Source organism: Novosphingobium sp. SG751A, assembly GCF_013149295.1.
GTDB lineage: Bacteria > Pseudomonadota > Alphaproteobacteria > Sphingomonadales > Sphingomonadaceae > Novosphingobium.
The window spans coordinates 37673-61971 of record NZ_JABGCB010000005.1; the positions used below are offsets into that span (position 1 = coordinate 37673).

The window sequence follows — 24299 nt, forward strand, 5'->3', positions numbered from 1 at the left end:
TCTGGTGGCAGGCCCGCTCCGGCTGGAGGCGGGGTGCCAGAATGATCAATGTGAAACGCTTATGGGCATGTCCCGCCGCATCATGCCCGTCCCCACGGGGCAATGTTGCGGCGTGTCAGGCCGTCCCGCAGCGATGGTGCAATCGCTCCCTGCGCCCACGCCGGATTGGCCTGCCGGATGGCGGTGGCCGAACGGGGATCGGGGTCGAAACGCAACAGCACCAGCCTTGGCGCGCTCCATCCAGCCGGCTTTTTCAAACTGGCCGCAGGCCGCCGGAATCGGCGCAGCCAGGCCATCGCCGGACTGGCAACAGCGCCGCTATCATAGCCCGGACGGGCAATAACCGCAATCGGCATAGCACGCGCGATATCGCGCCACCGCCGCCAGTGGTGAAATTGCGCCAGATTGTCGGCGCCCATGATCCACGTGAAACATTTGGCGGGCCAACGGCGACGAATCCGCGCCAAAGTATCAACGGTATAGCGCGTGCCCAATTCGCGCTCGATGGCCGAAACGCGGATCGGCGCGCGCCGCGCCTGCGCCCGGGCCGAGGCCACGCGGGCGGCAAGCGGGGCCATGCCCGCACGCGGCTTCAATGGATTGCCCGGAGACACCAGCCACCACACCTCATCCAGCCCCAGCGCGGCGAGCGTCATGAGGCTGATGCGGCGATGGCCCCCATGGGCGGGGTTGAAGCTCCCGCCCATGAGGCCGATACGTTGCGGATTGGGTTTCAGGGGCGAACCTGTCCGGTTCCGCGCACCTGCCACTTATAGGTGGTCAGCCCTTCCAAAGCGACCGGGCCGCGCGCATGCAGGCGCCCGGTGGCAATGCCGATTTCCGCGCCAAGCCCGAATTCGCCGCCATCGGCAAATTGCGTGCTGGCGTTGACCATGACGATCGCGCTGTCGACGCGCTGGAGGAATTCCTCGGCAGCGGCAGGATCGGCGGTGATGATCGCATCGGTGTGATGGCTGGAATGGCGGGCGATATGGTCAATCCCGGCCTCAAGCCCATCAACCACGGCCACCGAAAGGATGGCGTCGAGATATTCGGTGTCCCAATCCGCCTCGCTGGCGGGCAGGATGCGCGGATCGAGCGCGCGGGCGCGGGCATCGCCGCGCAATTCGCAGTCCTTGTCCAACAAAGCGCGAACCACCGCGACCGAGCCGGGGAAGGCCGCGTCGAGCAGCAGCGTTTCCATCGAACCGCAAATACCGGTACGGCGCATTTTCGCATTCACAGCGATGGACAGCGCCATTTCGGGGTCAGCCGCGCTGTGAACATAAGTGTGGCAAATGCCGTCGAGATGCGCCAGCACGGGGACGCGCGCGTCATCCTGCACCCGCTGGACCAGCGATTTTCCTCCGCGCGGCACGATCATGTCGATCAGCCCCGCCGCCGTCAGCATCGCACCCACCGCCGCGCGGTCCTGCGTGGGCATCAACTGCACCGCCGCCTCGGGCACACCCGCGCTGACCAGCCCCTGCACCATCGCGGCGTGGATCGCGCGATTGGAATGCACCGCCTCGCTGCCCCCGCGCAGCAGCGCGGCATTGCCCGAACCGATGCAGAGTGCGGCAGCGTCAGCCGTCACATTGGGGCGGCTTTCGTAAATAATGCCGATCAGGCCCACAGGCACGCGCACCCGCGCCAGAACGAGGCCATTGGGGCGCTCATCCTGCGAAATCACCTCGCCCACGGGATCGGGCAGACCGGCCACCGCCGCCACCGCATCGGCAATCCCGGCCAGACGACCCGCATCCAGCCGCAGACGGTCGAGCATCGCGCCCGACAGGCCGCGCGCGGCGCCCGCCGCCATATCCTGCGCATTGGCCTCCAGAATCGCCGGCTGTGCCGCGCGCAAAGCCTCTGCCGCCGCCAGCAGCGCGGCTGCCTTTTGCGGGGTGGTCATGCGCGCCAGCACGACCTGCGCCGCGCGGCCAGCCTTGGCCAGACGCGCCACCAGCGCTTCGGGCGTTTCGGTTTGGGCGGATTCAAGAGTTTGCGTATCAGACATGCGCGGCCCCTTAACAGAATTGCGCCGCCCTGTCAGCCATTCAGCGTTTGCGCCGCTTTTTTAGCGTGGCCAGCAGCGCGCGCCTGGCCCCGTCCGACATGGCGGGCCAGGCCGCGATCTCATCCCCGCTGCGCCAGCATCCCGCGCAAAAGCCATGCGTGGGATGAATGCGGCACACGCCGTTGCAGGGGGAGGCAGGGGATTTCATGCCCTGCGCCCATAAAGAAAAGCCCCCCGTCGGCAAGGACGGAGGGCCTGAAATGATCGCGCGATCCGCAAAAGGGATCAACGATAGAAGATATGGTTCTCGATCTGCGCCACGCGGACCTTGTCCTGCCAGCGCGAACCCAGACGCGCGGCGTGGAAATACAGCGCGCCTTCCGCGCTCGACTTCCAGCGGTTGTCATGGGCGATATGGGCAATGGCCAGAGCGTTCTGCCACTTGCGCGATTCGGTCCGAATCGCAGGCATGTGGTGGCCGCGCACAAAGGAGAATTGCGAAGGCTGATACACCACGCCGCAGTAAGAGGCGGGGAAACGGCCCGAACGAGTGCGGTTCACGATCACGCGGCCAACGGCGAGCTGGCCATCGAGCGGTTCGTTACCGGCTTCAAAATAGATCGCGCCGGCCAGACAATTGATGTCTTCCGACGTTTCCGAGGCGGCTTCAGGCTCTGCGGCGACAAGGTCGGCGAGCGAAGCGGGAGCCTGCGGGGCGGGAATCAGAGCGTTCGAGGGGGTTTCCTCGTTAAACACGCTGAGCGAAGGTTGCAGTTGAACCGACGACTGGGTTTTATCCTGTGCGGCCGCGCCCGAACCAGCGGCGCTGTAAAGAAGAACCAGAAAACCTGCGGCAACCGAGGCCAGACTGGCGCGTTTCAGAAAGAGAGCCATAAACAATTTCAAATGGGCGGTGAACAGCCTGTCGCAAGGGTGAAGCGGGGTCTTTAGCCATTACTGACGCCGAAACCGCCCGACCGCTTGCCGGATGTCCCCCGTCTGCGCGCTTGTCGTTCCGGCATGATTACCGGACAGACCGCCCTCGCAAGATTAGGTGTGCGCCCGTTGCCCAAAGCGGCGCGCAGGGTCAATCAGTCATCTGCCGTTAATCCGATGAACCGTTCACCTCGCGCGATATCCAGTTCAACAATCCACAGGTCGCTGTCCTGACGCTCGCGTTTTTTCAGCCATTCGGGGAACTCATCAGGCGATTCGGCGTTCTGCCTCTTCGCGCATTGCCAGATTCGGTGGCCATCCGCGCTGGGCATCCGTTCATACGCGCGATAATCGCCGCCCCGGTCGCACAACACCACCATCACCGTGCCCGCATCGGGATCGCCGCGCGCGATGATCGTGCCAAAGCCGCCCTCGGCCTGAACCTGACGCAAAAGCGCGGAAACTTCGATTCCTGCAGGAAGGCGCGCGCTCAAAGGCCCTGCTTAACCGGCACGGTCGGCCACATTGGCGATCAGCGCATAGATCGCCTCGTCGCCCGGCGCCTCCATCAGCGCGGCATGCATCTTGTCATCGCGCATCAGCCGCGAAATCGCCGCCAGAGCATGCAGATGGACAACGCCCGCCGCCTCAGGGCTGAGCAGGCCGAACACCAGATCGACGGGCATATCGTCGGCCGCCTCAAATGCCACGGGCGCGGCCAGTCGCAGGAACACCGCCACCGGCTTTTCCACCATCGGCACACGGGCATGGGGAATCGCTACGCCGCGCCCGAAACCGGTGCTGCCCAGATTTTCCCGTTCAAGGATACGCTCAAGCACCTGCGCTCGATCAAGTCCGTAAACCGCCGCAAAGCGGTCGGCCAGGCAATCGAGAACAGCCGACTTACTATCGACTTTTACCGTACTGACGGCATCAGGCAGGAGCGTGAACAGCGCGGTCATCGCCAAAATTCGTTTAAGCCTTCTCTCCCGCGCGCCAAGAAGCCAAGCGGGATCGGCGGGGCCGATAGCGGGTTTTATCGAAACAAGCAAAGAGGTTTGGTTCGTCAGCTTACCGCCTTGACCAAACGCCCCCGCCAGTGGTCCCAAAAACACACCACGGCCCGCGCCAAAGGCACCGGGCCGTGGAGCGCGTTAACGTTCGTCAGGACGGTTCGACCCAGCCGATCGACCCATCACCGCGCCGGTAAACCATATTATGCTTGCCGGTGCCAGCGTTTTTGAACAGCAACGCGTTAGTGTTGCGCAGGTCGAGCATCATCACCGCGTCCGACACGGTGGTTTCGGGCACATCGACACGCAGCTCGGCAATCACCAGCGGCGCTTCGACGGGGGCTTCGTCCTGCTCCATCTCGGGTTCGACGAAAATCGTATAGGCGGCTTCTTCGGAACGAACCGAATGGGCGGCCTGTTCCTGCCGCGCGCTCAACCGGCGCTTATAGCGGCGCAGCTGGGTTTCCACCTTGTCCGAGGCCTGGTCAAAGGCGTGGTGCGCATCATGGCTGAGGCCGGCGCCCTTCAGGATCAGGCCCTGGCGCACATGCATCACGATGTCGCTGCGGAACGAACCGCCCGGGGCCTTGCTGAAGGTGACAACCGAAGACAGCGCCCGCGCGAAATATTTGTCGATGATCGCCGCCAGGCGCTCCTCAACATGCACGCGCAGTGCATCGCCAGTTTCCATTTGATGACCGGAAACGCGAACGTCCATGGTTGTTACTCCTCTTGTTGTTATCTCTTGATAGTCACTGAAGCCAGATCGGCTCCTTGATCGATTTCAAAAACGCGCCGTGGGCGTCCAGTTCCTCCTGACTGGCGGCATGGGGGCGGGCCTCGCGCAGGGGACGCGCACGCGTCGCCTGCGTGTTGGTTTGCATTACTGTTTCAGTAATAACAACGCTTTGTGCGGCCAGTTCCATACCAATCTGGCGGCCGCCCAGCAATTCGACATAGACCTGCGCCAGCAGTTCGGAGTCGAGCAAAGCGCCGTGTTTGGTTCGGTGGCTGCGGTCGATGCCATAGCGCGTGCAAAGCGCATCGAGCGAGTTTTTCGCGCCGGGATGTTTCTGGCGTGCGATCTTGACCGTATCGACCATGCGATCCAGCCCGACCGGCTCAAAACCGGCGGCTGTCAGTTCGGCATTGATAAAGCCAAAGTCGAAACCGGCATTATGCGCCACCATCGGCGCGTCACCGATAAAATCGAGAAATTCCTGCGCCTTTTCCGCAAACAACGGCTTGTCCGCCAAAAAGGCTTCGGACAGGCCATGGACCCGTTCGGCCTCGGCGGGCATATCGCGCTGGGGGTTGAAATAGGCATGATAGGTGGCGCCGGTGGCCACCCTGTTGACCATTTCGACGCAGCCAATTTCCACCAGCCGATCGCCGTTTTTGGGGTCCAGACCTGTGGTTTCGGTGTCGAAGATAATCTCACGCATTGTGATATCTATCCTCCTCGAAACCGGGCTGCACAAGCAAAATTCTCATGGAATCGAGATTAGGTTGCGTTTCCGTCCAAATGGTTAATCCGATCTAACACTTTTGCGAGGGCAGCGCGGGTTTTCTCCAGCGAAGTGCCTGTATCCAAAACATAATCGGCCAGCGCCCGTTTTTCCGCATCGGGCATTTGCGCGGCCAGAATATCAACGAATCTGGCCTCATTCATGCCCGGCCGGGCCATGACTCGGGCCTTTTGCACAGGGGTCGGGGCCGAAACCACCACCACCGCGTCCATCCCCTCCCGCCCGGTGCGCTCAAACAGCAAGGGAATGTCAAAAACAACCATTGGCGAGTCGCAATGTTGCGCAAGGAATTGCTCCCGCGCAATCGCGACTGCGGGGTGAACAATCGCCTCCAGCCGTGCCAGCGCTTCCGGCTTGCCAAACACCGCCGCGCCCAGTTTGCCCCGGTCCACGCCATCGGGGCCGGTGGTGCCGGGAAATTCAGCCTCGATCGCGGGCAGCAAGGCCCCGCCCGGCCCCTGAAGCGCGCGCACCGTGGCGTCGGCGTCAAACACCGGCACGCCGGCCTCGCGCAGCATCCCGGCCACGGTCGATTTGCCCATGCCGATCGAGCCGGTCAGGCCGATGATCTTCATGCCGTCAGAATCGCGCGCAGGGCCGTATCGCCGCGCTCACGCGCAGGGTCGGCGCCATAGAAATGTTCAAAGGCGATTCCCGCCTGACCGATCAGCATGGTCAGCCCGTCGATGCAGCGCATCCCCTCGGCCCGCGCAGCCGTCAGCAACGGCGTTTCCAAGGGCGCGGTGACAATGTCATAGACAATCGCTGCAGGCCGACCATGGCTCAGATCCAGCGCCAGCGGCGGATTGCCCACCATACCCAGCGGGCTGGCATTGACGATCATGCCGAATTCGCCATCGCCGCCACGGGCAAAATCCCCCAACGCCGCCGCACGATGCCGTGGGCCCGGCGCGAGTTCATCAAGCAAATCCTGTGCCTTGGCCGGATCGCGCGCGGCAAGCGTGATCGCTATCCCCGCATCGGCCAGCGCCACGACAATCGCCCGCGCCGCGCCGCCCGCCCCGATCACCAGCGCATTCTCCGGCGCCAGCTCATCGCCCAGCACCGGCAGCAAAGGCTCGATAAAGCCCGGCGCATCGGTGTTATGGCCGGTCAGCCGCCCATCCTTGCCGACTGCCACCGTATTGACCGCGCCGATCCGCGCCGCCAGCGGGTCCAGCCCGTCGAGCAGGGGGATGATCGTCTGCTTATGCGGCATGGTGACATTGCACCCGCGCCACAAGGGCTGGGCCCGACGCGAGGCAATATAGGCGGGCAGATCGGCGGGCAGCACATGGGCGCGGCCATAATCGGCCTCGAGCCCCAGCCGTTCGAGCCAGTGGCCATGGATCGCGGGCGATTTGGATTGGGCAATCGGATCGCCGATCACTTCGGCAAAGGGCCGCGTGGGCGCTGTAATCTCGGTCACTTCAATTCCGCCCTCAATCTACGTTCCTCAACGCCCCCAGCACCGCCAGCAGCGGCATTCCCAGCACCGTGAAATGGCTGCCCTCGATTCTGTCGAACAATTGTACGCCGCGCGCCTCGATGCGGAACACCCCGACGCAGGCCGCCACTTCGGGCCATTCGGCGTCCAGATAGGCCGAAATGAAGCCTTCGTCGAGCCGGCGGACCGACAGGCGCGCGCATTCGGCATGTGCCCAGACCACCGCCCCATCGCGGGCCAGCGCGGCGGCCGAATGCAATTCCATCACGCGGCCGGAAAAGAAGCGCAGATGATCGGCGGCATCCTCACGACTTGCCGGTTTGTCGAAACGGCGGCCCTCGACCACGACAAGGGAGTCGCTGCCCAGCACCAGTTGCCCCGGCGCCGATGGACAAACCGCCAGCGCCTTTGCCTGCGCCAGAGCCAGCGCGACATCATCGGGCGCGGCGCCTGTAAGCCCGGCCTCAAGCGCGCGTTCATCGATGCGCGCAGGGATGGCCTGATGCGCCACACCGGCAGCATCCAGCATCGCCCGGCGCGATGCGCTCTGGCTGGCCAAAACGAGTTCAGGAAAAGTCATCGGTTTTATCGGGCTCCGGAATGATGATCGGTCCGCTCTTTGATCAGATTGATGATCGCGGCGGCGGTTTCCTCGATCGAGCGGCGGGTGACGTCGATCACCGGCCAGCCATTATCGGCAAACATGCGGCGGGCAAATTGCAGTTCGGCGCCCACGCGGTCATTATCGACATAGGCGGTGTCGGGCGACTGGTTGAGCGTGAGCAGTCGGTTGCGGCGTACCTGAATCAGACGTTCGGGCGCGGTGGTCAGGCCGACGACCAGCGGGCGTTTCAGATCATAGAGCAGGCCCGGCGGCGGGCTTTCCACCACGATGGGGATATTGGCCACCTTGAACCCGCGATTGGCCAGATAGATGGAGGTGGGCGTTTTCGACGTGCGCGACACGCCCGCCAGCACGATGTCGGCCTCCTCCCAATCCTCCCACGCCACGCCGTCATCATGGGCGATGGTGAACTGGATCGCCTCAACACGGGCGAAATAGGCCGCGTCCAAAGTGTGCTGGCGACCGGGGCGCCCCTTGGCTTCCTGCCCCAGCGCGGCCTCAAGCGAGTCAATCACCGCATCGAGGGCGGGCACCGCGGGCAGGCCCAGCGTGCGGCAGCGATCCTCCAAGGCCCTGCGGATATCCTGACTGACCATCGTATAAACGACCAGACCGGGGTTGGCAGCGATATCGCCGATGATACGATCCAGATGCGCCTGCGAGCGGACCATAGGCCAGAAGTGGCGCACGACATCGGTATCGTCGAATTGCGACAGCGCGGCCTTGGCAATCATTTCCAGCGTTTCGCCGGTGGAATCCGAGAGCAAATGGAGATGGAGCCGCGTCATTCGTGAATGTACCTAAAACCGTTCCGCTCTGTGGATAAGCCTGCCCATAAACCACGGTAAAGGTCTGGTGACAATCTGGGGGACAGGTTTAACCCCCGGTAACAGGACTCCTTTGCGCGACTTGTGGACATGTGAATAGGGTTACCCACAGGCTGGGGATAAGGGGGAAAAGGAATCCTTGACCCTGACTCTTGGGGATTCGCAAAGGGCCTCGGCCTGTTCATTTCGGGATAAATCGGGCAAGGAACCGGTATGCCCGCTATCCACAGGCCAACTACCTACTAGAACCCTTTAATAAGAATCTATTTTTTTGGATTGGACTCTCTCGATGCCCGGTTTGCTCCTCGATACGTTGCGTGGTTCCAATGGCGTTTCGCGCCCGATCTGGCTGATGCGTCAGGCTGGGCGATACCTTCCGGAATATCGCGAGCTGCGGGCAGAAAAGGGGGGCTTTCTCGCGTTGGTCTATGACAGCGCAGCGGCGGCCGAGATCACGGTGCAGCCGTTGCGCCGTTTCGGCTTTGACGGGGCGATCCTGTTTTCCGACATTCTGATCGTGCCCTATGCGATGGGTCAGGATCTCCAGTTCCTCGTGGGCGAGGGGCCGCATCTTTCTCCGCGCCTCGTCGATCATGCCCTCAAATCGCTTGTGGCGGTCCCTGAGCGCCTTGTGCCGATCTATGAGACCGTGAGGCAGGTCGTGGCCCAGATCAGCCCACAGACCACCATGCTGGGCTTTGCGGGCAGTCCCTGGACCATCGCGACCTACATGGTGAATGGCGAGGGCAGCCGCGACCAGCATGAGACACGCGCTTATGCCTATCGCGATCCTGCCGCATTTCAGGCGATCATCGACGGGATCGTGGCCGTTACGGTTGAATATCTCGACGGTCAGATCAAGGCCGGGGCCGAGGCTATCCAGCTTTTCGACAGTTGGGCCGGGTCTCTCGCCCCGCGTGAGTTCGAGAAATGGGTTATCGCGCCCAACGCGGCCATTGTGAAGGCTGTGAAGGCGCTGCACCCCACCGTGCCCATCATCGGCTTTCCAAAGGGTTCCGGCGAGAAGCTGGCGGCCTATGCGCGCGAGACCGGCGTGGATGCGGTGGGTGTGGACGAAACCGTCGACCCGATTTGGGCCGCGCGCGAATTGCCTGCGGGCATGCCGGTGCAGGGCAATCTCGATCCGCTGCTGCTGCTGGCGGGCGGGGATGAGTTGGAGGCGCGCGCCATCGGCGTGCTAGAAGCCTTTGCCGACCGCCCCCATGTCTTCAACCTGGGCCATGGCATCGGGCAGACCACCCCCATCGCCCATGTCGAGCAATTGCTCAGCGTTGTGCGCGGCTGGAAACGGTAAAGCGCATTTAGGGCACTGTTCTTCCGGTTTTTTGTCGTCACGGCGTTGACAGCGGAAAACCGGATCCCACTTTTTCGCACGATGCTAACATCATGGTGCAGCGATGGATTGGGTGCTTTCGATGACCTATCTCTGGCTCAAGGCGGGCCATATCATCTTTGTGATCTTCTGGATGGCGGGCCTCTTCATGTTGCCGCGCTATTTCGTCTATCATCAGGAAAGCGAACCGGGCAGCGCCGAAGAAGCCCGCTGGATCGACCGCGAGGCCAAGTTGCGCAAGATCATCCTGACGCCTGCGATCATCGTGGTCTGGGTGCTGGGCCTGCTGCTGGCGCACACGATCGGGGCCTTTTCGCAGGGGTGGTTTCATTTGAAACTGACCGCGGTGCTGGGGCTGACTTTTTACCACATGTGGCTGGTGGGCTATTCCAAGGCTCTGGCTCGGGGCGAGCGGCGGTTGACCGGCAAGAAGCTGCGGCTGCTCAATGAAGTGCCCGGGCTGGCGGCGGCGGTGATCGTGGTGATGGTGGTGTTGAAGCCGTTTTGATTGGCTTTTAGGGTTTTGTGCCTCCGGCGGGCAAAGGGCGGGGGCCCTTTGTAATCCCGTTAATGGGGGTGCGTTTGGGTTCGCAGCTTTGTGGATGGGGCGATGATTGGAAGCCTGCGGCGCTGTTGAATGGCGCCGCAGGCTCTATCATTTCAAACGCTGCGTCCGTTGCACTTTCGTTGAACCTATGGCGCAACGCAGACAGTAACGGGAGCGCGAGGGGGTAGACCCTCGCATTTCTCTCTTTCCTTGATTTTCCGCCCCCAATCCCCTATCTCCCCACCCAACCGGCACCGCCGCGCGACATAAAGACGCGGCACCTCAATGGTCTTGCATTCTCCATGCCCCACAGACCCGCCGGCCGAACCTCATAGGAATACCTTGATATGCATTTGAAAGAATTAAAGAAAAAGACTTCGGCCGAGCTGGTCGAGATGGCCGAGGAATATGGCGTGGAAAGCGCCAGCACGCTTCGCCGCCAGGATCTGATGTACGCGATCCTGAAGGAAGTGGCCGAGGATGGCGAAGAGATCATCGGGCAGGGCACGATTGAAGTGCTGCCCGACGGCTTTGGCTTTTTGCGCAATCCGGAGGCCAATTATCTGGCCGGGCCGGACGACATTTATGTCTCGCCCAATCAGGTCCGCAAGTGGGGCCTGCGCACGGGTGACACCGTCGAAGGCGAAATCCGCGCGCCCAAGGATGGCGAGCGCTATTTTGCGATCACCAAGCTGGTCAGCGTCAATTTCGACAATCCCGAAGCGGTGCGCCATCGCGTCAACTTCGACAACCTGACCCCGCTTTATCCCAACGAGCGCCTGCGCCTCGACACGCTTGACCCCACGGTCAAGGACAAGTCGGCCCGCGTGATCGACCTCATTTCGCCGCAGGGCAAGGGCCAGCGCGCGCTGATCGTCGCGCCGCCGCGCACGGGTAAGACCGTGCTGCTTCAGAACATGGCCAAGGCGATCACCGACAACCATCCCGAAGTGTTCCTGCTGGTGCTGCTGGTCGATGAACGCCCGGAAGAAGTCACCGACATGCAGCGCAGCGTGAAGGGCGAGGTAATCTCCTCGACCTTTGACGAACCGGCGCAGCGCCACGTCCAGGTGGCCGAAATGGTCATCGAAAAGGCCAAGCGCCTTGTCGAACACAAGCGCGATGTCGTCATCCTGCTCGACTCGATCACCCGTCTGGGCCGCGCCTACAACACCGTGGTCCCCTCCTCGGGCAAGGTGCTGACCGGCGGCGTGGACGCCAACGCGCTGCAACGCCCCAAGCGCTTCTTTGGCGCCGCGCGCAACATCGAGGAAGGCGGTTCGCTCTCCATCATCGCCACCGCGCTGATCGACACCGGCAGCCGCATGGACGAAGTGATCTTTGAAGAATTCAAGGGCACGGGTAACTCGGAAATCGTCCTCGACCGCAAGGTTGCCGACAAGCGCATCTTCCCGGCTCTGGATGTCGGCAAGAGCGGCACCCGCAAGGAAGAACTCCTGGTCGAAAAGGGCAACCTGTCGAAGATGTGGGTCCTGCGCCGCATCCTCATGCAGATGGGCACCGTCGATGCGATGGAATTCCTGCTCGACAAGATGAAGGATTCCAAAACCAACGAAGACTTCTTCGCGACGATGAACCAGTAAGAAGGGTTTGCCTCCGGCGGGCAAAGGGACTTGTCCCTTTGCAATCCCGTTATGGGGTGGCGCTTGGGTACGCAGGTTTGCGGATCGGATTTTAAAGCCTGCGGCGCTATTATCTGGCGCCGCAGGCTTTATCATTTCTGATGGCCACGTATTCTGCGCTTTCGCTGCATCCGTGGCGCAACGCCGACAGTAACGGGAGCGCGAGGGACGAGTCCCTCGCATAACCTCTTCCCTCTTTTCTAAAACCTAGACTTCCCCCCCCCACTGTGTCTTTATCCATTCCGGTTTGCGCCATAAGGAGACCCCGGCGATGAAGATGAATTTCGAGGTGGATTGCACACCGGAGGAAGCGCGTCGCTTTCTGGGCCTGCCCGATGTGACGCGAGCCAATGAGGCTTATGTTGATGCGGTGATGAAGGCGATGCAGGGCGCGGGTTCGCTCGATCAGCTTCAGGAGTTCACCAAGCAGTTCGCGCCGATGGGTCAGCTTGGCATGAAGATGTTCCAGAACATTCTGGAGGCTGGCGCGAGCATGGCGACCGGCGGCAAAAAGTAAGATCACCTTCTCATGACTGACACGATTTTTGCCTGCTCCAGCGGGATGCCTCCGGCTGCGATTGCGGTGATCCGGATCAGCGGGCCGCAGGCGGGCGCGGCGTTGATGGCGCTGGGCGGGCGCCTGCCCGTGGAACGGCGCGCGAGCCTGATGGTGCTGCGCGACGGGGCAGGGACCGAACTGGATCGGGCGTTGGTCCTGTGGTTCCCCGGTATGCGCACGGCGACGGGCGAGGATCTGGCCGAGATCCATTGCCACGGCGGACGCGCGGTGATCGCGGCATTGGAACATGCGCTGGCGGCTCTGCCGGGCCTGCGCCGCGCCGAGGCTGGCGAGTTCACACGGCGCGCATTTTTGAACGGCCGCATGGATCTGGCCGAGGCCGAAGGGCTGGGCGATCTGCTTTCCGCCGAGACGGAGATGCAGCGGCAAGCCGCCGTGGCGATGGCAGGCGGCGCTCTGTCGGTTGTGGTCAAAGGCTGGCGCGAGCGGGTGCTGATGCTCTCGGCGCAGGTTGAGGCGGTGCTGGATTTTGGCGATGAGGATGATGTGGGCGCGCTGCCCGCTTCCTTCGCTCCGACGCTGGCAATGTTTCACGTGGAACTTTCCGACTGGTTGTCCCGCCCGCGTGCCGAGGCTCTGCGCGAAGGGTTTCGCGTGGTGATCGCCGGGCCGCCCAATGCGGGCAAGAGCACTTTGTTCAACGCGCTGGTCGAGGATGATGCCGCGATCATCACCCCGCTGGCCGGAACCACGCGCGACATTTTGATGCGCCCGGTGGCGTTGGGCGGGGTGCCGTTTCAGTTTCTCGATACGGCGGGCCTGCGCGATGACGGTGCCGACGTGGTGGAAAGCATCGGCATCGAACGTGCACGTGAAGTCATGGCACGGGCCGATCTGGTCCTTTGGCTGGGGCCGGAGGGTGAGGGCCCGCAGGGCGCGTGGGAGATCGAATCCCGGATCGACGCCGCCGTGCGCATGGCCAAATCCGCCCCCCGCCATCGCCTGTCGGGCAAGACCGGGGAGGGGGTAGATGCCCTGCGCCGCGACCTGATCGACACGGCGCGGATGGCCATGCCCAAGCCCGGACAGGTGGCGTTGAACGCTCGTCAGCATGGTTTGCTCTCCGAAGCAGCCTCCGCTTTGGCCACCATTCGTCCCGATGGCGACCTGCTGTTGACCGCTGAAGATCTGCGCGCGGCCCGCTCTGCTTTCGACCGTTTGCTGGGCGGGGCGGGGACCGAGGATATGCTCGATGCTTTGTTCGGACGTTTCTGCATCGGAAAATGAGGCGTGTTTCACGTGAAACAGTGCGCAGCTTTTGACCCGCCCGCCCGCTTAGGGTAGGGGCGGGGAATGCAGCATTTTGACATCATCGTGGTCGGCGGCGGCCATGCCGGCGTAGAGGCCGCCGCTGTCGCCGCTCGTATGGGCGCGCGCGTGGCGCTGGTCTCGTTTGACCTGAGCGCCATCGGCGCCATGAGTTGCAACCCGGCCATTGGCGGTTTGGGCAAGGGTCATCTCGTGCGCGAGGTCGACGCCTTTGACGGACTGATGGGTCGGGCCGCTGACGCCGCCTCGATCCACTATCGCATGCTCAACCGCAGCAAGGGCAGCGCGGTGCAAGGTCCCCGCATTCAGGCCGACCGCAAGCTGTTCAAGGCGGCGATCCAGCGGATGCTGCCGCAGCAGGGCGACCTGACTCAGGTGGCTGGAGAGGTCGCCGCGCTGGTGATGGAAGGCGGGCGGGCGACGGGCGTTGATCTGGCCGATGGGGTTCGCCTGACCGCTTCCGCCGTTGTCCTCTGCACCGGCACCTTCCTGGGCGGCACGCTGTTTCGCGGGGAAGAGCGGATGATCGGCGGGCGCATTGGCGAGGCCGCCGCGCATCGTCTGGCCGTGCAGATGCGTGAGGCGAACCTGCCGATGGCGCGTCTGAAAACCGGCACGCCGCCGCGTCTCGACGGGCGGACCATCGACTGGGTACGGTTGGAAGAGCAGCCCAGCGATGCCGAGCATTGGTGCATGTCGGCGCTGGAAACGCGCCGCGTAAATCCGCAACTGGCCTGCGCGATCACGCGGACCAATGCCGCCGTCCATGAAACGATTCAGGCTAACCTCCACCGCTCGCCCTTGTTCAGCGGGGCGATCGGGGCGAGGGGGCCGCGCTATTGCCCCAGCATTGAGGACAAGATCCACCGCTTTGCCGACCGCGATGGGCATCAGATTTTCCTCGAACCCGAGGGCCTCTCGACCCATCTCGTCTATCCCAACGGTATCTCGACCAGTCTGCCTGCCGATGTGCAATTGACCATGCTGCGCCACATGGAAGGGCTGGAGCAGGTCGAGATGGTGGTGCCGGGCTATGCGGTCGAGTACGACCATATCGACCCGCGCGCGCTGCGGACCTCGCTGGAGCTGCGCGCGATCCCCGGCCTCTATTGCGCGGGCCAGATCAACGGCACGACCGGCTATGAAGAGGCGGCGGCGCAGGGCTTGGTCGCGGGGATGAACGCGGCGGCTGTGGTGCTGGGGCGCGAGGCTCCGGCGATTGACCGGGCCAATTCCTATCTGGCGGTGATGGTCGATGACCTGACGCTCCATGGGGTGAGTGAGCCTTACCGGATGCTGACGGCGCGGGCGGAATATCGGCTGCGGCTGCGGGCCAACAATGCCTCGTCGCGGCTGACGCCTTTGGCGGCGGCGGCGGGCTGTCTTGGGGCGGAACGTTCCGCGTGGTTTGCCCAGAGGCAAGAGGAGAAGGCGGCGCTGGAAGGCGCGCTGGATCAGGGCGTGACGGCGCAGGATCTGGGCACGGTGGGCATCACGGCCAAGGCCGATGCGGGGCGTTTGCCGCTGCGCGAATGGCTGCGTTTCGATGGTGTCTCTATCGACCGGCTGCGTCCATGGCTGGGTGAGGCGTTGGACGTGGAAGGTACCTTGATCGAGGAAGTGGCCGAGGATGCGGCCTATGCCCCCTATCTGGCGCGGCAGGAGAGGGAGCTGTCCGACCTGCGCTCGAACGAGCATCTGAATCTGGCTGAGGACTTTCCCTATGATCAGATCGCAGGTCTTTCGAGCGAGATGGTGGAGCGCCTGACGCGGGCGCGTCCGGAAAATCTGGCGGCGGCGGGGCGCGTGGCGGGGGTGACTCCGGCGGCTTTGGCGGCGCTGTTGGTGCATGCAAGGAAGCTGGCCTGATATGATTGGTAGTGAGGAACAGGCCCGCGACTGGCTGGCCGGGCGCCCGGAAATGACGCCCGAGGCGATGGAGCGGCTGGAGAAGCTGGTCGCTATGTTGGCCGAGGAAAATGAGCGGCAGAACCTTGTGGCCGCCGCGACGATCCCGATGGTGTGGCAGCGGCATATCGTCGATTCCGCGCAGTTGCTCAGCTTTGTTCCACGTGAAACATGGAACGGGACCAAGGGGCCGTGGCTCGACCTTGGCACCGGGGCGGGCTTTCCGGGGCTGGTGATCGCGGCGATGAGGCCGGGGCATGAAGTGCTGATGGTGGAATCGCGCGGCCGGCGAGTCGAATGGCTCAACCGAGTCATTGAGGAACTGGCGCTGCCCAAGGCGAAGGTTTTGGGGCAGAGGCTGGAGATGGTGGAGACGCGCACCGTTGCGGTGATTTCTGCCCGAGCCTTTGCACCGCTCGACAAGCTTCTGAAAATCTCTCTCCGCTTTTCCACAAGGGACACGATCTGGCTGTTGCCCAAGGGGCGCTCGGCAGGGCAAGAGTTAGAGGCACTCAAAGCATCGGTGCGCGAAGGGTTCCACGTGGAACAATCGCTGACCGATGAGGACGCCGGGCTGATTGTCGGCCATCTCAATCCCAAGGGAGTGAAGCTGTGATCCGCATTGCCATTGCCAATCAGAAAGGCGGCGTGGGCAAGACCACATCCGCGATCAATCTGGCCACAGCCTTTGCCGCAGCGGGTTGGCGCACGCTGTTGATCGATCTTGATCCACAGGGGAATGCCTCGACCGGGGTTGGCGTGCCTGCTTCGGCGCGCGAATATTCCACCTATGACCTGTTGCTGGGCGAGGCAACGCTGGCCGAATGCGCGATGGAAACCAGCATTCCGGGCCTTCATCTGCTGGCCGCCACGGTCGATCTGTCGGGGGCCGAGGTCGAGCTGGTCTCGGTCGATGGCCGCACAGACAAATTGCGCAAGGGCCTTGCACGTGGATCGGAGCGCTATGACATCTGCTTCATCGACTGCCCGCCCTCGCTGGGCCTGTTGACGCTCAACGCGCTCAGCGCCGCCGATACGGTGTTGGTGCCGCTGCAATGCGAATTCTTCGCGCTCGAAGGGCTGAGCCAGTTGCTCCAGACCGTTGAGCGGGTGCAGCAGCGTTTCAACGCCGACCTTGGCATCGTCGGCATTGCGTTGACCATGTTCGACCGCCGCAACCGCCTGACCGATCAGGTTTCGGACGATGTGCGCTCGTGTCTGGGCAAGCTGGTGTTCGACACCGAGATCCCGCGCAACGTCCGCCTGTCCGAAGCGCCCAGCCATGGTTTGCCCGCGCTGATCTATGATCAGCATTGCAGCGGCAGCCGGGCCTATCTGGCGCTGGCCCGCGAATTGATTTCACGTTTGCCTGAAAACAGGAAAGCCGCATGACCGACGAAACCTCGACCCAGAACCCGCTTTCCGCCGCGATGGCCGGGGCCGCCGCGCCGCGCCGCAAGGCTGCGCTGGGGCGGGGGCTTCAGGCCCTGCTGGGCGAAACGCGGCGTGAAGAGCCTGTGACCGCCGGTGGCAACGCAAACGGGATGGTCTCGGTGGAAAGCGGGCTGGCCTCCTTGCTGGTGTCCAGCATCGAGCCCGATCCCGATCAGCCGCGCCGTCAGTTTGACGAAGCGGCTCTGGATGAACTGGCGGCCTCGATTGCCGCGCGCGGCGTGTTGCAGCCGGTGATCGTTGTGCCGCTGGGCGAGGGGCATTATCGGCTGGTGGCGGGCGAACGCCGCTGGCGCGCGGCCCAGCGGGCCAAGGTCCATGAAATCCCCGCGCTGGTGCGCAAGCTGACCCAGCGCGAGGTGATGGCGATTGCGCTGATCGAAAACCTTCAGCGCGAGGATCTGAACCCGATCGAAGAAGCCCGCGCCTATCAGCGTCTGGCCGAGAGCGAGAGCATGACGCAGGCCGAGATCGCCAAGATGGTCGACAAGAGCCGCAGCCATGTCGCGAACATCCAGCGCCTGCTGGCTTTGCCCGATCCGGTGACGCAGATGGTTGAGGCGGGCGAACTGTCGATGGGACATGCCCGCGCGCTGATCGGTGTGGAAGATGCCGAGGCGCTCGCGCGTCAGGCGGTGGCCAAGGGCTCGTCGGTGCGCGAGGTGGAGCAGATGGTGCGCCGCCAGTCCGGCCGCGAGGCGCCGACCCAGCGCCGCGCGCGTAACGAGTTCAAATCCGCCGAATCTGCCGACATTCAGGCGATGCAGGCGCATCTGGAGGAATTCCTCGGCCTGTCGGTCAAGATCACCGTGGACGCTGATCCGCGCTCGGGCGCGGTGACGATCCGCTATCGCACGCTCGATCAGCTCGATCTGATCTGCCAACGTCTGACCGGCGAGGGGATCTAAAAAGAGGGGGGCAGCAAAGCCCCCTTTTTCACGTCAGACCATTTTCACGTCAAATCGGGATGCGCTTATCGCGGACGATCTTTTGCCGGATCACACGGCGCTGGATCACCCGCTTTTCGATCACCTGCGGCGGGCAATCGGCTTTGACTTCTTCCATCACGCTGATGGGGATCGAATAGCCATAGGTAGGGTGAGGCGCGCCGCCACCCTGATAATAGGCCCACCAGTCCTGACACGCGCCCGACGATTGCGAGACATCTGCGCCGGGCACAGCGTTCAACCGCCGCTCGCATTCGGCCAGCCATGGGCCGTGCTGCATGCCCCCCGGTTGCAACCCGGCGGCGGGCGGCGCGGCATAGGCGGTGGAGACAGACGTACCCGGCGCGGCCTGACTGTAACTGGCCCCGGCCGGCGAGGGCGCAGGCAGGGGCATGGCCGAAACCTGCCCTGACGACATCTGGCCCGAAGTCTGGGCCATGGCGGGAGCGGCGATGAAGCCAGTCGAAACAAAACCGACGATCAGCAGGGCGCGGATGGACATGGGCTTGGCACCTTCATGACGGGAACCTCGTTCATAAAGGTTAATATCAGAAACAATCACTGCGCCCAAGTGAAAGCTTAACGTCCATCATCCGGTAATTTACGAGGTTAACACGCCTCCGATAGCCGAAGCCAGCGCCTCGATCCCCATGGCATCCTCATCGTCAAACCGGGCCGGAAGAGGGCTGTCGAGGTCAATCACCGCCACCAGGCGCCCATCGACCACCACCGGCACCACCAGTTCCGAGGCGCTGGCCCCGTCGCAGGCGATATGGCCGGGAAAGGCATGGACATCGCGCACCAGTTGAGTTGCGCCAGTCGCCGCCGCTGTCCCGCACACACCCCGGCCAAAAGGGATGCGGATACAGGCCGGTTTGCCCACGAAAGGCCCCAGCACCAATTCATCGCCGATGGCGCGATAGAACCCGGCCCAGTTGAGATCGGGCAGGAATTGCCAGATCAGCGCCGCCACATTGGCCATATTGGCCACGCCATCGCTCTCGCCATCGGTGATGGCCAGCGCGGCCTCGCGCAGGTCGCGGTAGATTTCGGATTTGGGCGCACCGGCCGAGGGGGAAAAGTCGAACATGGGCGCCGATGTAATACGCCAAACCGCGCCCGCCAAGTGGTGGCATTCCGGGCTTGTGGGCCACGCGGCAAATCCCTATCTCATCGCGCATGAGCCCTACTTTGCGCAAATCGCTTATCGCCCTTGGTGCCGTCGTTCTGGTTGGCGGAGGTGGCTTTGCCTATCTGTCGCATGGCAATGTTTCGCATTTGCCGATCGAACAGATGGAAGGCCGCAAGCCCAAGCTGGTCGATCCCGAGCCGGAGAGCTTCCCCACGGTGGGTCTGGTCAAATCGGTGGGCTGGGCCGCCAATGAGGCCCCAACCGCCGCGCAGGGGCTGAGCGTCACCCGTTTTGCCACCGGGCTGCAGCATCCGCGCACGCTGATCTCGCTGCCCAATGGCGATGTGCTGGTGGCCGAGACCGGCGCGCCCAAGGACAATGGGCCGGGGGGCATCACCGGATTTTTCCAGAACATCTTCATGGGCTTCGTTGGCGCGGGCGATCCCAGCCCGAACCGCATCGTCCTGCTGCGCGACAGCAAGGGCACCGGGGTAGCCGATCAGCGCTTTGTCCTGCGCGAGGGGCTCTCCTCGCCCTCGGGCATGGCCTATGGCGATGGCAAGCTCTACATCGCCAACCATGATGCGGTGCTGAGCTTTGATTTTCAGCCGGGTGCGACCAGCCTTACGGCTGCGCCCAAAAAGCTGATGGATCTGCCGCCGGCGGGCAATCACTGGATGCGCAATCTGGTGCTCAGCCCCGATGGCAAGCATCTCTACGTCGCCATCGGTTCGGCCTCGAACATTGGCGAACGCGGGCCAAAGGCCGAGGAAGGCCGCGCCGCGATCTATGAAATCGACACCGCCAGCGGCCATGCGCGCCGCTATGCCATGGGCCTGCGCAATGCCAATGGCATGGCGTGGAATCCCTCGACGCAGGAACTCTGGACGGTCGTGAACGAGCGCGATCAGCTCGGCCCCGATCTGGTGCCCGACTATCTGACCAATGTGCCGGTGGGCACGCATTATGGCTGGCCGTGGTTCTATTGGGGCAAGAATGAGGACAATCGCGTCTATCAGAACACGCCCGAGTTCCAGATGCCTGAATTCCTGATCGATTATGTCCGCAAGCCCGAATATGCGCTGGGGCCGCATGTGGCCGCGCTGGGGCTGGCCTTTGTGAAGGGCGGCCAGAAAATGGGCGGGCATTATGCCAATGGCGCCTTCATCGCGCGCCATGGTTCGTGGAACCGCAAGCCCGCTGCTGGCTATGACGTTGTTTTTGTGCGCTTTGATGCCAATGGCAACCCTCAGGGCCTGCCCGAAAAGGTGTTGACCGGATTCCTGACCGGCAAGGGCGAGACGCACGGGCGGCCGACCTGGCTGAACTTTGCCCAGGATGGCGCGCTGCTGGTGTCGGACGACACCGCCGGGATTATCTGGCGCGTGGTGGCGCCGGGCGCTGCGCCCGCTGCCGAGATCAAGCCGGTCGTGGTCAAGCATCTGCCGCCGCAGAAGGACCTCAACGGCGATCCGGAGATCCAGTATCGGTTGAAGTTCAAGGACGATCAGAAGGTGCGGGAGAATTGATCGTTTAGGTTTGGGGGCTTTATGCCTCCGGCGGGCAAAGGGCGGGGGCCCTTTGCAATCCCGTGAATGGGGTAGTGCATGAGTTCGCACGGACGTGGATTGGACGAGAAATATAAAGCCTGCGGCGCTAGTAAAAGGCGCCGCAGGCTTTAAAATTTCAGGTGTTGCGTCCGGCACCAACTGCCGAACCCATGGCGCCACGCAGACAGTAATGGGAGCGCGAGGGTCCAGACCCTCGCACCTAAACTCCCTTAAACCCTCATCCCGGCCCGCCCGGCCAGCTCATGCACATAATGCCACGCGATCCGCCCCGACCGGCTGCCGCGCCGCTTGGACCATTCCAGCGCATCGCCGACTTCAAAGCTCAGCCCTAATTCCTGCGCATAGCCCGAGATGATCGCGAGATAATCGTCCTGCGAGCAGGCGTGGAAGCCGATGGAGAGGCCGAAGCGGTCGGCCAGCGCGAGCTTGTCGTCCACCACATCGCGCGGGTTGATGGGGTCGTCCTGCTCGCCCAAGCTGCGCCCGACGATGGCGCGACGGTTCGAGGTGACGGCAAGACGGACATTGGCCGGGCGCGCCTCGACCCCGCCTTCGAGCCAAGAGCGCAGCGCGCGCGGGCCGGACAGGTCGCCTTCCTCAAAGCCGAGGTCGTCGATGAAGGTTAGGAATTGCCGTTCGATCCGCCCCAGCATGGCAAAGAGCGCCGAGAGCGAGGAGAGCGCATCGGGGGCGACCTGAACCAGCGCGATGGCGCCGGGGTGGGCTTGCGCGGCGGCCAGCACGCTGGCGCGCACCAGCGCCGATTTGCCCATCCCGCGCGAGCCCCACAGCAACATATCGTGCGAGGCATGGCCCGCCGCCAGCCTTTCGACATTGCTCGCGACGGCTTCCTTCTGCTGCTGGATGCCCTGAAGCAGGCGCAATTCGGGCGCATCCAGCCGGGCCACGCCGCGCGCCTTGCGCCCGTCCCAGACATAAGCGGGATAATCCAGCCACTGCGCCGCCGCCGGGGGAGGGGGGCTTAACCGCTCCAGAGCATCGGCAATGCGGGCCAGAGGATCGCCCTGATCGGCCATAAATTCTTTCCTTATGCTTGGCTTTGCTGCTCTTGCGCTATAGCGGGAGAGGCATGGCTGACAATGATCTTCCCCGTATCGTGACCACCGCGCCCGATGATCTGGCGCTGGCGGCGCGCGCCTTGCGCGATGGGGCGATTGTCGCGGTGCCCACCGAGACGGTTTATGGGCTGGCCGCGCGGGCGGATAGCGTCGAGGCGGTGGCCGCGATCTATCGGGCCAAGGGGCGGCCTGATTTCAACCCCTTGATTGTGCATGTGCCGGATCTGCCCGGGGCGGAGGCGCTGGCGGTGCTGGATGATCGCGCGCGGGCGCTGGCGGCGGCGTTCTGGCCCGGGCCTTTGACGATGGTTCTGCCGCGCCGGGATGATGCGCCCTTGGCCGCAGCGGTGACGGCGGGCCTGCCCACGGTGGCGATTCGCTGTCCTGCCCATCCGGTGATGCAGGCGATTTTGCGCGAATCCGGTCTGCCGCTGGCCGCGCCCTCGGCCAATCGCAGCGGCGGGGTCAGCCCGACCACGGCGGGCCATGTCGCGGCTTCGCTGGGCGCGCGGGTGCCGGTGATCGTCGATGGCGGGGCGTGCAAGGCGGGGATTGAATCGACGATTGTGGCCCTGCGTGGCGATGGAGCATGGCAGGTGCTGCGGCCCGGTCCGGTCACCTCGGCGGATCTGGCCGCCGTGCTGGGGCAGGGCGAAACGCATGAGGATCGCGGCATCGAGGCGCCAGGGCAAATGACCAGCCATTATGCGCCGGGCAAGCCGGTGCGCCTGAATGCGCCTGAGAAGGCCGCTGACGAGTTTTACATCACTTTTGGAGCCGAGGGGGGCGATGCCACGCTTTCGCGCTCAGGCGACCTTGCAGAGGCTGCAGCGCGGCTCTACGCGGCGCTGCATGAGGCGGCCCATGCGCCGCAGCCCAAAGTGGCCATCGCCCCGATCCCGGATGAAGGGATTGGCGCGGCGATCAATGATCGCCTGCGCCGGGCAGCGGCGCCACTTTAAAATCAGCGGGGTTTAAGGCTCGCACACCAATTTGCCCGAACCCATCGCGCTGACCTCGCATTTGGCGCGGCCTTTGACGCGCACCGATCCCGAACCCATCATCGAGGCCTTGACCGTCCCGTCCGAGGCGAATTGCGCCCCGCCTGAGCCAAGGATCGAAATATCGGCCTTGTCTGCCTTGAGCGCAGCCATTTCGGCGCTGCCGCTGCCCGCGATATTGACCTCCAGATCGGCGGTATGGCCTGCCCCGCGATAGGTGCCCGACCCGCCGATGGAGACTTCCAGCTTTTCGCCTTCGACCTTGGGCGTTTCGATATCGCCCGAACCCACGATGTTGATCTCGGCCTTGCGCGCCAGATCGGCGGTGGCGATCCGGCCCGATCCCGTCATGGTCAGCGATTTGGGCGCGGGCATCGTTACCAGCACCGAAACCGCCTGCCCCTGTCCCTTGCGGTCGCGCAGGATGCCCAGTGTGCCGTCTTTGAGCGTAAAGCGCAGATGGGCGGCCTGTTCGGGATCGCCTTCGACCTTGATTGCTAGTTTTTCGCCCGTTTCGATCTTCACGCTGTCGGGGCCGAGCAGCACCAGGCTGTCAGGCGCGGGGCCCGACAGGTCGAGTTCGGCCAATGGTTTGCCTGCGCCATGCAGCGAAATCTCGCCATCGTGGCATCCTGAAAGCATCGTGGTCATGCCGATGGCTATGATCGGGGCAAAGGCGGAAGTGATCTTGCGAAAGTCCATGGGGCTGCTCCCTGACGTATTGCGTATTGGTGTTGTAATACACCATGCAGCCAATGGGAAGCCCCAAAGAAAGAGGGGCCGCCCCAGCGGGCAGCCCCTCTTTGCAAACCCATACGGGCCCCGGCCGATCAGACGGCGGCGGCAGCTTCGTAATATTTGGGCGCATACTCGTTAAGGATCGCAAGGATCTTCTTCAGAGCAGCCGGTTCGTCGGTCTTTTCCATCGCAGCCAGTTCGCGCGCAAGGCGGCTGGAAGCGGCTTCAAAGATCTGGCGTTCCGAATAGGACTGTTCGGGCTGATCGTCGGCACGGAACAGGTCGCGCGTCACTTCGGCGATCGAAACCAGATCGCCCGAATTGATCTTCGCTTCATATTCCTGGGCGCGGCGCGACCACATGGTGCGCTTGACCTTGGGCTTGCCCTTGAGCGTGTCCATCGCCTCGCGCAGCGTCTTGTCCGAGGACAACTTACGCATGCCGATGGCTTCGACCTTGTTAACCGGAACGCGCAGCGTCATGCGTTCTTTTTCAAACCGCAACACATACAGTTCAAGCTTCATCCCCGCGATCTCCTGCTCAAGCAGTTCGATCACCCGGCCAACGCCGTGCTTGGGGTATACGACGTAATCTCCGACATCGAAGGCGTGCGCCTTGGCGGTCATCTATCGTCCTTTCACTCGGCCCGGTGCAACATGGAGAGGATCACGGCGGATTTCA

At 63.4% G+C, this 24299-nt stretch carries 28 protein-coding genes; 11 read left to right on the forward strand and 17 right to left on the reverse strand.

What is annotated here, in order from left to right; genetic code table 11:
• Positions 1-80: 80 nt before the first annotated feature.
• The 12 genes from FHW96_RS07905 to FHW96_RS07960 form a co-directional block, all read right to left on the reverse strand.
• Positions 81-770 carry a nicotinate-nucleotide adenylyltransferase gene (locus tag FHW96_RS07905; RefSeq protein WP_172340028.1) on the reverse strand — a complete coding sequence of 230 codons (690 nt, stop codon included), beginning with the start codon at positions 768-770 and terminating at the stop codon, positions 81-83.
• Positions 734-2020 carry a glutamate-5-semialdehyde dehydrogenase gene (locus FHW96_RS07910; RefSeq protein WP_172340029.1) on the reverse strand — a complete coding sequence of 429 codons (1287 nt, stop codon included), beginning with the start codon at positions 2018-2020 and terminating at the stop codon, positions 734-736. The genes FHW96_RS07905 and FHW96_RS07910 overlap by 37 nt, the downstream gene beginning before the upstream one ends.
• Positions 2021-2060: 40 nt before the next feature.
• Complete coding sequence (locus FHW96_RS07915) at positions 2061-2228, reverse strand: DUF1289 domain-containing protein (RefSeq protein WP_172340030.1); 168 nt, start codon at positions 2226-2228, stop codon at positions 2061-2063.
• A gap of 77 nt (positions 2229-2305) precedes the next feature.
• Complete coding sequence (locus FHW96_RS07920; protein WP_172340031.1) at positions 2306-2914, reverse strand: cell wall hydrolase; 609 nt, start codon at positions 2912-2914, stop codon at positions 2306-2308.
• A gap of 197 nt (positions 2915-3111) precedes the next feature.
• Positions 3112-3450 carry a DUF1491 family protein gene (locus FHW96_RS07925; RefSeq protein ID WP_172340032.1) on the reverse strand — a complete coding sequence of 113 codons (339 nt, stop codon included), beginning with the start codon at positions 3448-3450 and terminating at the stop codon, positions 3112-3114.
• Positions 3451-3459: 9 nt separating this feature from the next.
• Positions 3460-3918, reverse strand: a complete 459-nt coding sequence (locus FHW96_RS07930) for a PTS sugar transporter subunit IIA (RefSeq protein WP_168603244.1) — start codon at positions 3916-3918, stop codon at positions 3460-3462.
• Positions 3919-4120: 202 nt separating this feature from the next.
• A complete protein-coding gene (hpf, locus tag FHW96_RS07935) occupies positions 4121-4660 on the reverse strand; it encodes a ribosome hibernation-promoting factor, HPF/YfiA family (RefSeq protein ID WP_371815665.1) in 540 nt (179 codons plus the stop codon).
• Between the two features lie 61 nt (positions 4661-4721).
• Positions 4722-5414 carry a DNA polymerase III subunit epsilon gene (gene dnaQ, locus FHW96_RS07940; protein ID WP_172340033.1) on the reverse strand — a complete coding sequence of 231 codons (693 nt, stop codon included), beginning with the start codon at positions 5412-5414 and terminating at the stop codon, positions 4722-4724.
• A gap of 59 nt (positions 5415-5473) precedes the next feature.
• A complete protein-coding gene (gene coaE / locus FHW96_RS07945; RefSeq protein WP_172340034.1) occupies positions 5474-6073 on the reverse strand; it encodes a dephospho-CoA kinase in 600 nt (199 codons plus the stop codon).
• Complete coding sequence (gene aroE / locus FHW96_RS07950; RefSeq protein ID WP_371815666.1) at positions 6070-6927, reverse strand: shikimate dehydrogenase; 858 nt, start codon at positions 6925-6927, stop codon at positions 6070-6072. The genes coaE and aroE overlap by 4 nt, the downstream gene beginning before the upstream one ends.
• Before the next feature lie 13 nt (positions 6928-6940).
• Positions 6941-7525 (reverse strand): Maf family protein, encoded by a 585-nt coding sequence (locus tag FHW96_RS07955; protein ID WP_172340035.1) that lies wholly within the window; start codon positions 7523-7525, stop codon positions 6941-6943.
• 5 nt (positions 7526-7530) lie between these two features.
• Positions 7531-8358 carry a pyruvate, water dikinase regulatory protein gene (locus FHW96_RS07960; RefSeq protein WP_172340036.1) on the reverse strand — a complete coding sequence of 276 codons (828 nt, stop codon included), beginning with the start codon at positions 8356-8358 and terminating at the stop codon, positions 7531-7533.
• A gap of 328 nt (positions 8359-8686) precedes the next feature.
• Here FHW96_RS07960 and hemE point away from each other — a divergent pair, with 328 nt between their 5' ends.
• From hemE to FHW96_RS08005, 9 genes are all read left to right on the forward strand, one after another.
• A complete protein-coding gene (gene hemE / locus FHW96_RS07965; RefSeq protein WP_172340037.1) occupies positions 8687-9712 on the forward strand; it encodes a uroporphyrinogen decarboxylase in 1026 nt (341 codons plus the stop codon).
• A gap of 103 nt (positions 9713-9815) precedes the next feature.
• The gene (locus FHW96_RS07970) at positions 9816-10259 is read left to right on the forward strand and encodes a CopD family protein (protein WP_172340038.1); all 444 of its coding nucleotides are present in this window, start codon (positions 9816-9818) and stop codon (positions 10257-10259) included.
• A 386-nt stretch (positions 10260-10645) separates the two neighbouring features.
• Positions 10646-11902, forward strand: a complete 1257-nt coding sequence (rho, locus tag FHW96_RS07975) for a transcription termination factor Rho (protein WP_172340039.1) — start codon at positions 10646-10648, stop codon at positions 11900-11902.
• 310 nt (positions 11903-12212) lie between these two features.
• A complete protein-coding gene (locus FHW96_RS07980) occupies positions 12213-12458 on the forward strand; it encodes a DUF6489 family protein (protein WP_172340040.1) in 246 nt (81 codons plus the stop codon).
• Between the two features lie 12 nt (positions 12459-12470).
• Positions 12471-13748, forward strand: a complete 1278-nt coding sequence (gene mnmE / locus FHW96_RS07985) for a tRNA uridine-5-carboxymethylaminomethyl(34) synthesis GTPase MnmE (RefSeq protein ID WP_172340041.1) — start codon at positions 12471-12473, stop codon at positions 13746-13748.
• Between the two features lie 66 nt (positions 13749-13814).
• Positions 13815-15659, forward strand: coding sequence for a tRNA uridine-5-carboxymethylaminomethyl(34) synthesis enzyme MnmG (gene mnmG, locus FHW96_RS07990; protein ID WP_172340042.1), 1845 nt, complete (start codon positions 13815-13817; stop codon positions 15657-15659).
• Between the two features lies 1 nt (position 15660).
• Entirely contained in the window at positions 15661-16314 is a 654-nt protein-coding gene (rsmG, locus tag FHW96_RS07995; RefSeq protein ID WP_172340043.1) for a 16S rRNA (guanine(527)-N(7))-methyltransferase RsmG, read from the forward strand.
• The gene (locus FHW96_RS08000) at positions 16311-17090 is read left to right on the forward strand and encodes an AAA family ATPase (protein WP_172340044.1); all 780 of its coding nucleotides are present in this window, start codon (positions 16311-16313) and stop codon (positions 17088-17090) included. Before rsmG ends, FHW96_RS08000 begins: the two co-directional genes overlap by 4 nt.
• Positions 17087-18058 (forward strand): ParB/RepB/Spo0J family partition protein, encoded by a 972-nt coding sequence (locus FHW96_RS08005; RefSeq protein WP_172340045.1) that lies wholly within the window; start codon positions 17087-17089, stop codon positions 18056-18058. Before FHW96_RS08000 ends, FHW96_RS08005 begins: the two co-directional genes overlap by 4 nt.
• 49 nt (positions 18059-18107) lie before the next feature.
• Here the strand turns inward: FHW96_RS08005 and FHW96_RS08010 are convergent, their stop codons facing one another.
• Together FHW96_RS08010 and FHW96_RS08015 are read right to left on the reverse strand one after the other, a co-directional pair.
• The gene (locus FHW96_RS08010; protein ID WP_172340046.1) at positions 18108-18599 is read right to left on the reverse strand and encodes a hypothetical protein; all 492 of its coding nucleotides are present in this window, start codon (positions 18597-18599) and stop codon (positions 18108-18110) included.
• A gap of 99 nt (positions 18600-18698) precedes the next feature.
• On the reverse strand, positions 18699-19187 hold the full coding sequence (locus FHW96_RS08015) for a GAF domain-containing protein (protein ID WP_172340047.1): 489 nt from the start codon (positions 19185-19187) through the stop codon (positions 18699-18701).
• A gap of 89 nt (positions 19188-19276) precedes the next feature.
• Between FHW96_RS08015 and FHW96_RS08020 the strand changes: the two genes are divergently transcribed.
• Positions 19277-20758, forward strand: a complete 1482-nt coding sequence (locus tag FHW96_RS08020; RefSeq protein ID WP_172340048.1) for a sorbosone dehydrogenase family protein — start codon at positions 19277-19279, stop codon at positions 20756-20758.
• 251 nt (positions 20759-21009) lie between these two features.
• Here FHW96_RS08020 and FHW96_RS08025 read toward each other — a convergent pair whose 3' ends face one another.
• Positions 21010-21837 (reverse strand): DUF815 domain-containing protein, encoded by an 828-nt coding sequence (locus FHW96_RS08025; RefSeq protein WP_172340049.1) that lies wholly within the window; start codon positions 21835-21837, stop codon positions 21010-21012.
• Positions 21838-21890: 53 nt separating this feature from the next.
• Here FHW96_RS08025 and FHW96_RS08030 point away from each other — a divergent pair, with 53 nt between their 5' ends.
• Positions 21891-22841 carry an L-threonylcarbamoyladenylate synthase gene (locus FHW96_RS08030; RefSeq protein WP_172340050.1) on the forward strand — a complete coding sequence of 317 codons (951 nt, stop codon included), beginning with the start codon at positions 21891-21893 and terminating at the stop codon, positions 22839-22841.
• A 12-nt stretch (positions 22842-22853) separates the two neighbouring features.
• Here FHW96_RS08030 and FHW96_RS08035 read toward each other — a convergent pair whose 3' ends face one another.
• A complete protein-coding gene (locus FHW96_RS08035) occupies positions 22854-23582 on the reverse strand; it encodes a head GIN domain-containing protein (protein WP_172340051.1) in 729 nt (242 codons plus the stop codon).
• 128 nt (positions 23583-23710) lie between these two features.
• Complete coding sequence (locus FHW96_RS08040; RefSeq protein ID WP_168603226.1) at positions 23711-24244, reverse strand: CarD family transcriptional regulator; 534 nt, start codon at positions 24242-24244, stop codon at positions 23711-23713.
• Positions 24245-24299: the final 55 nt, after the last annotated feature.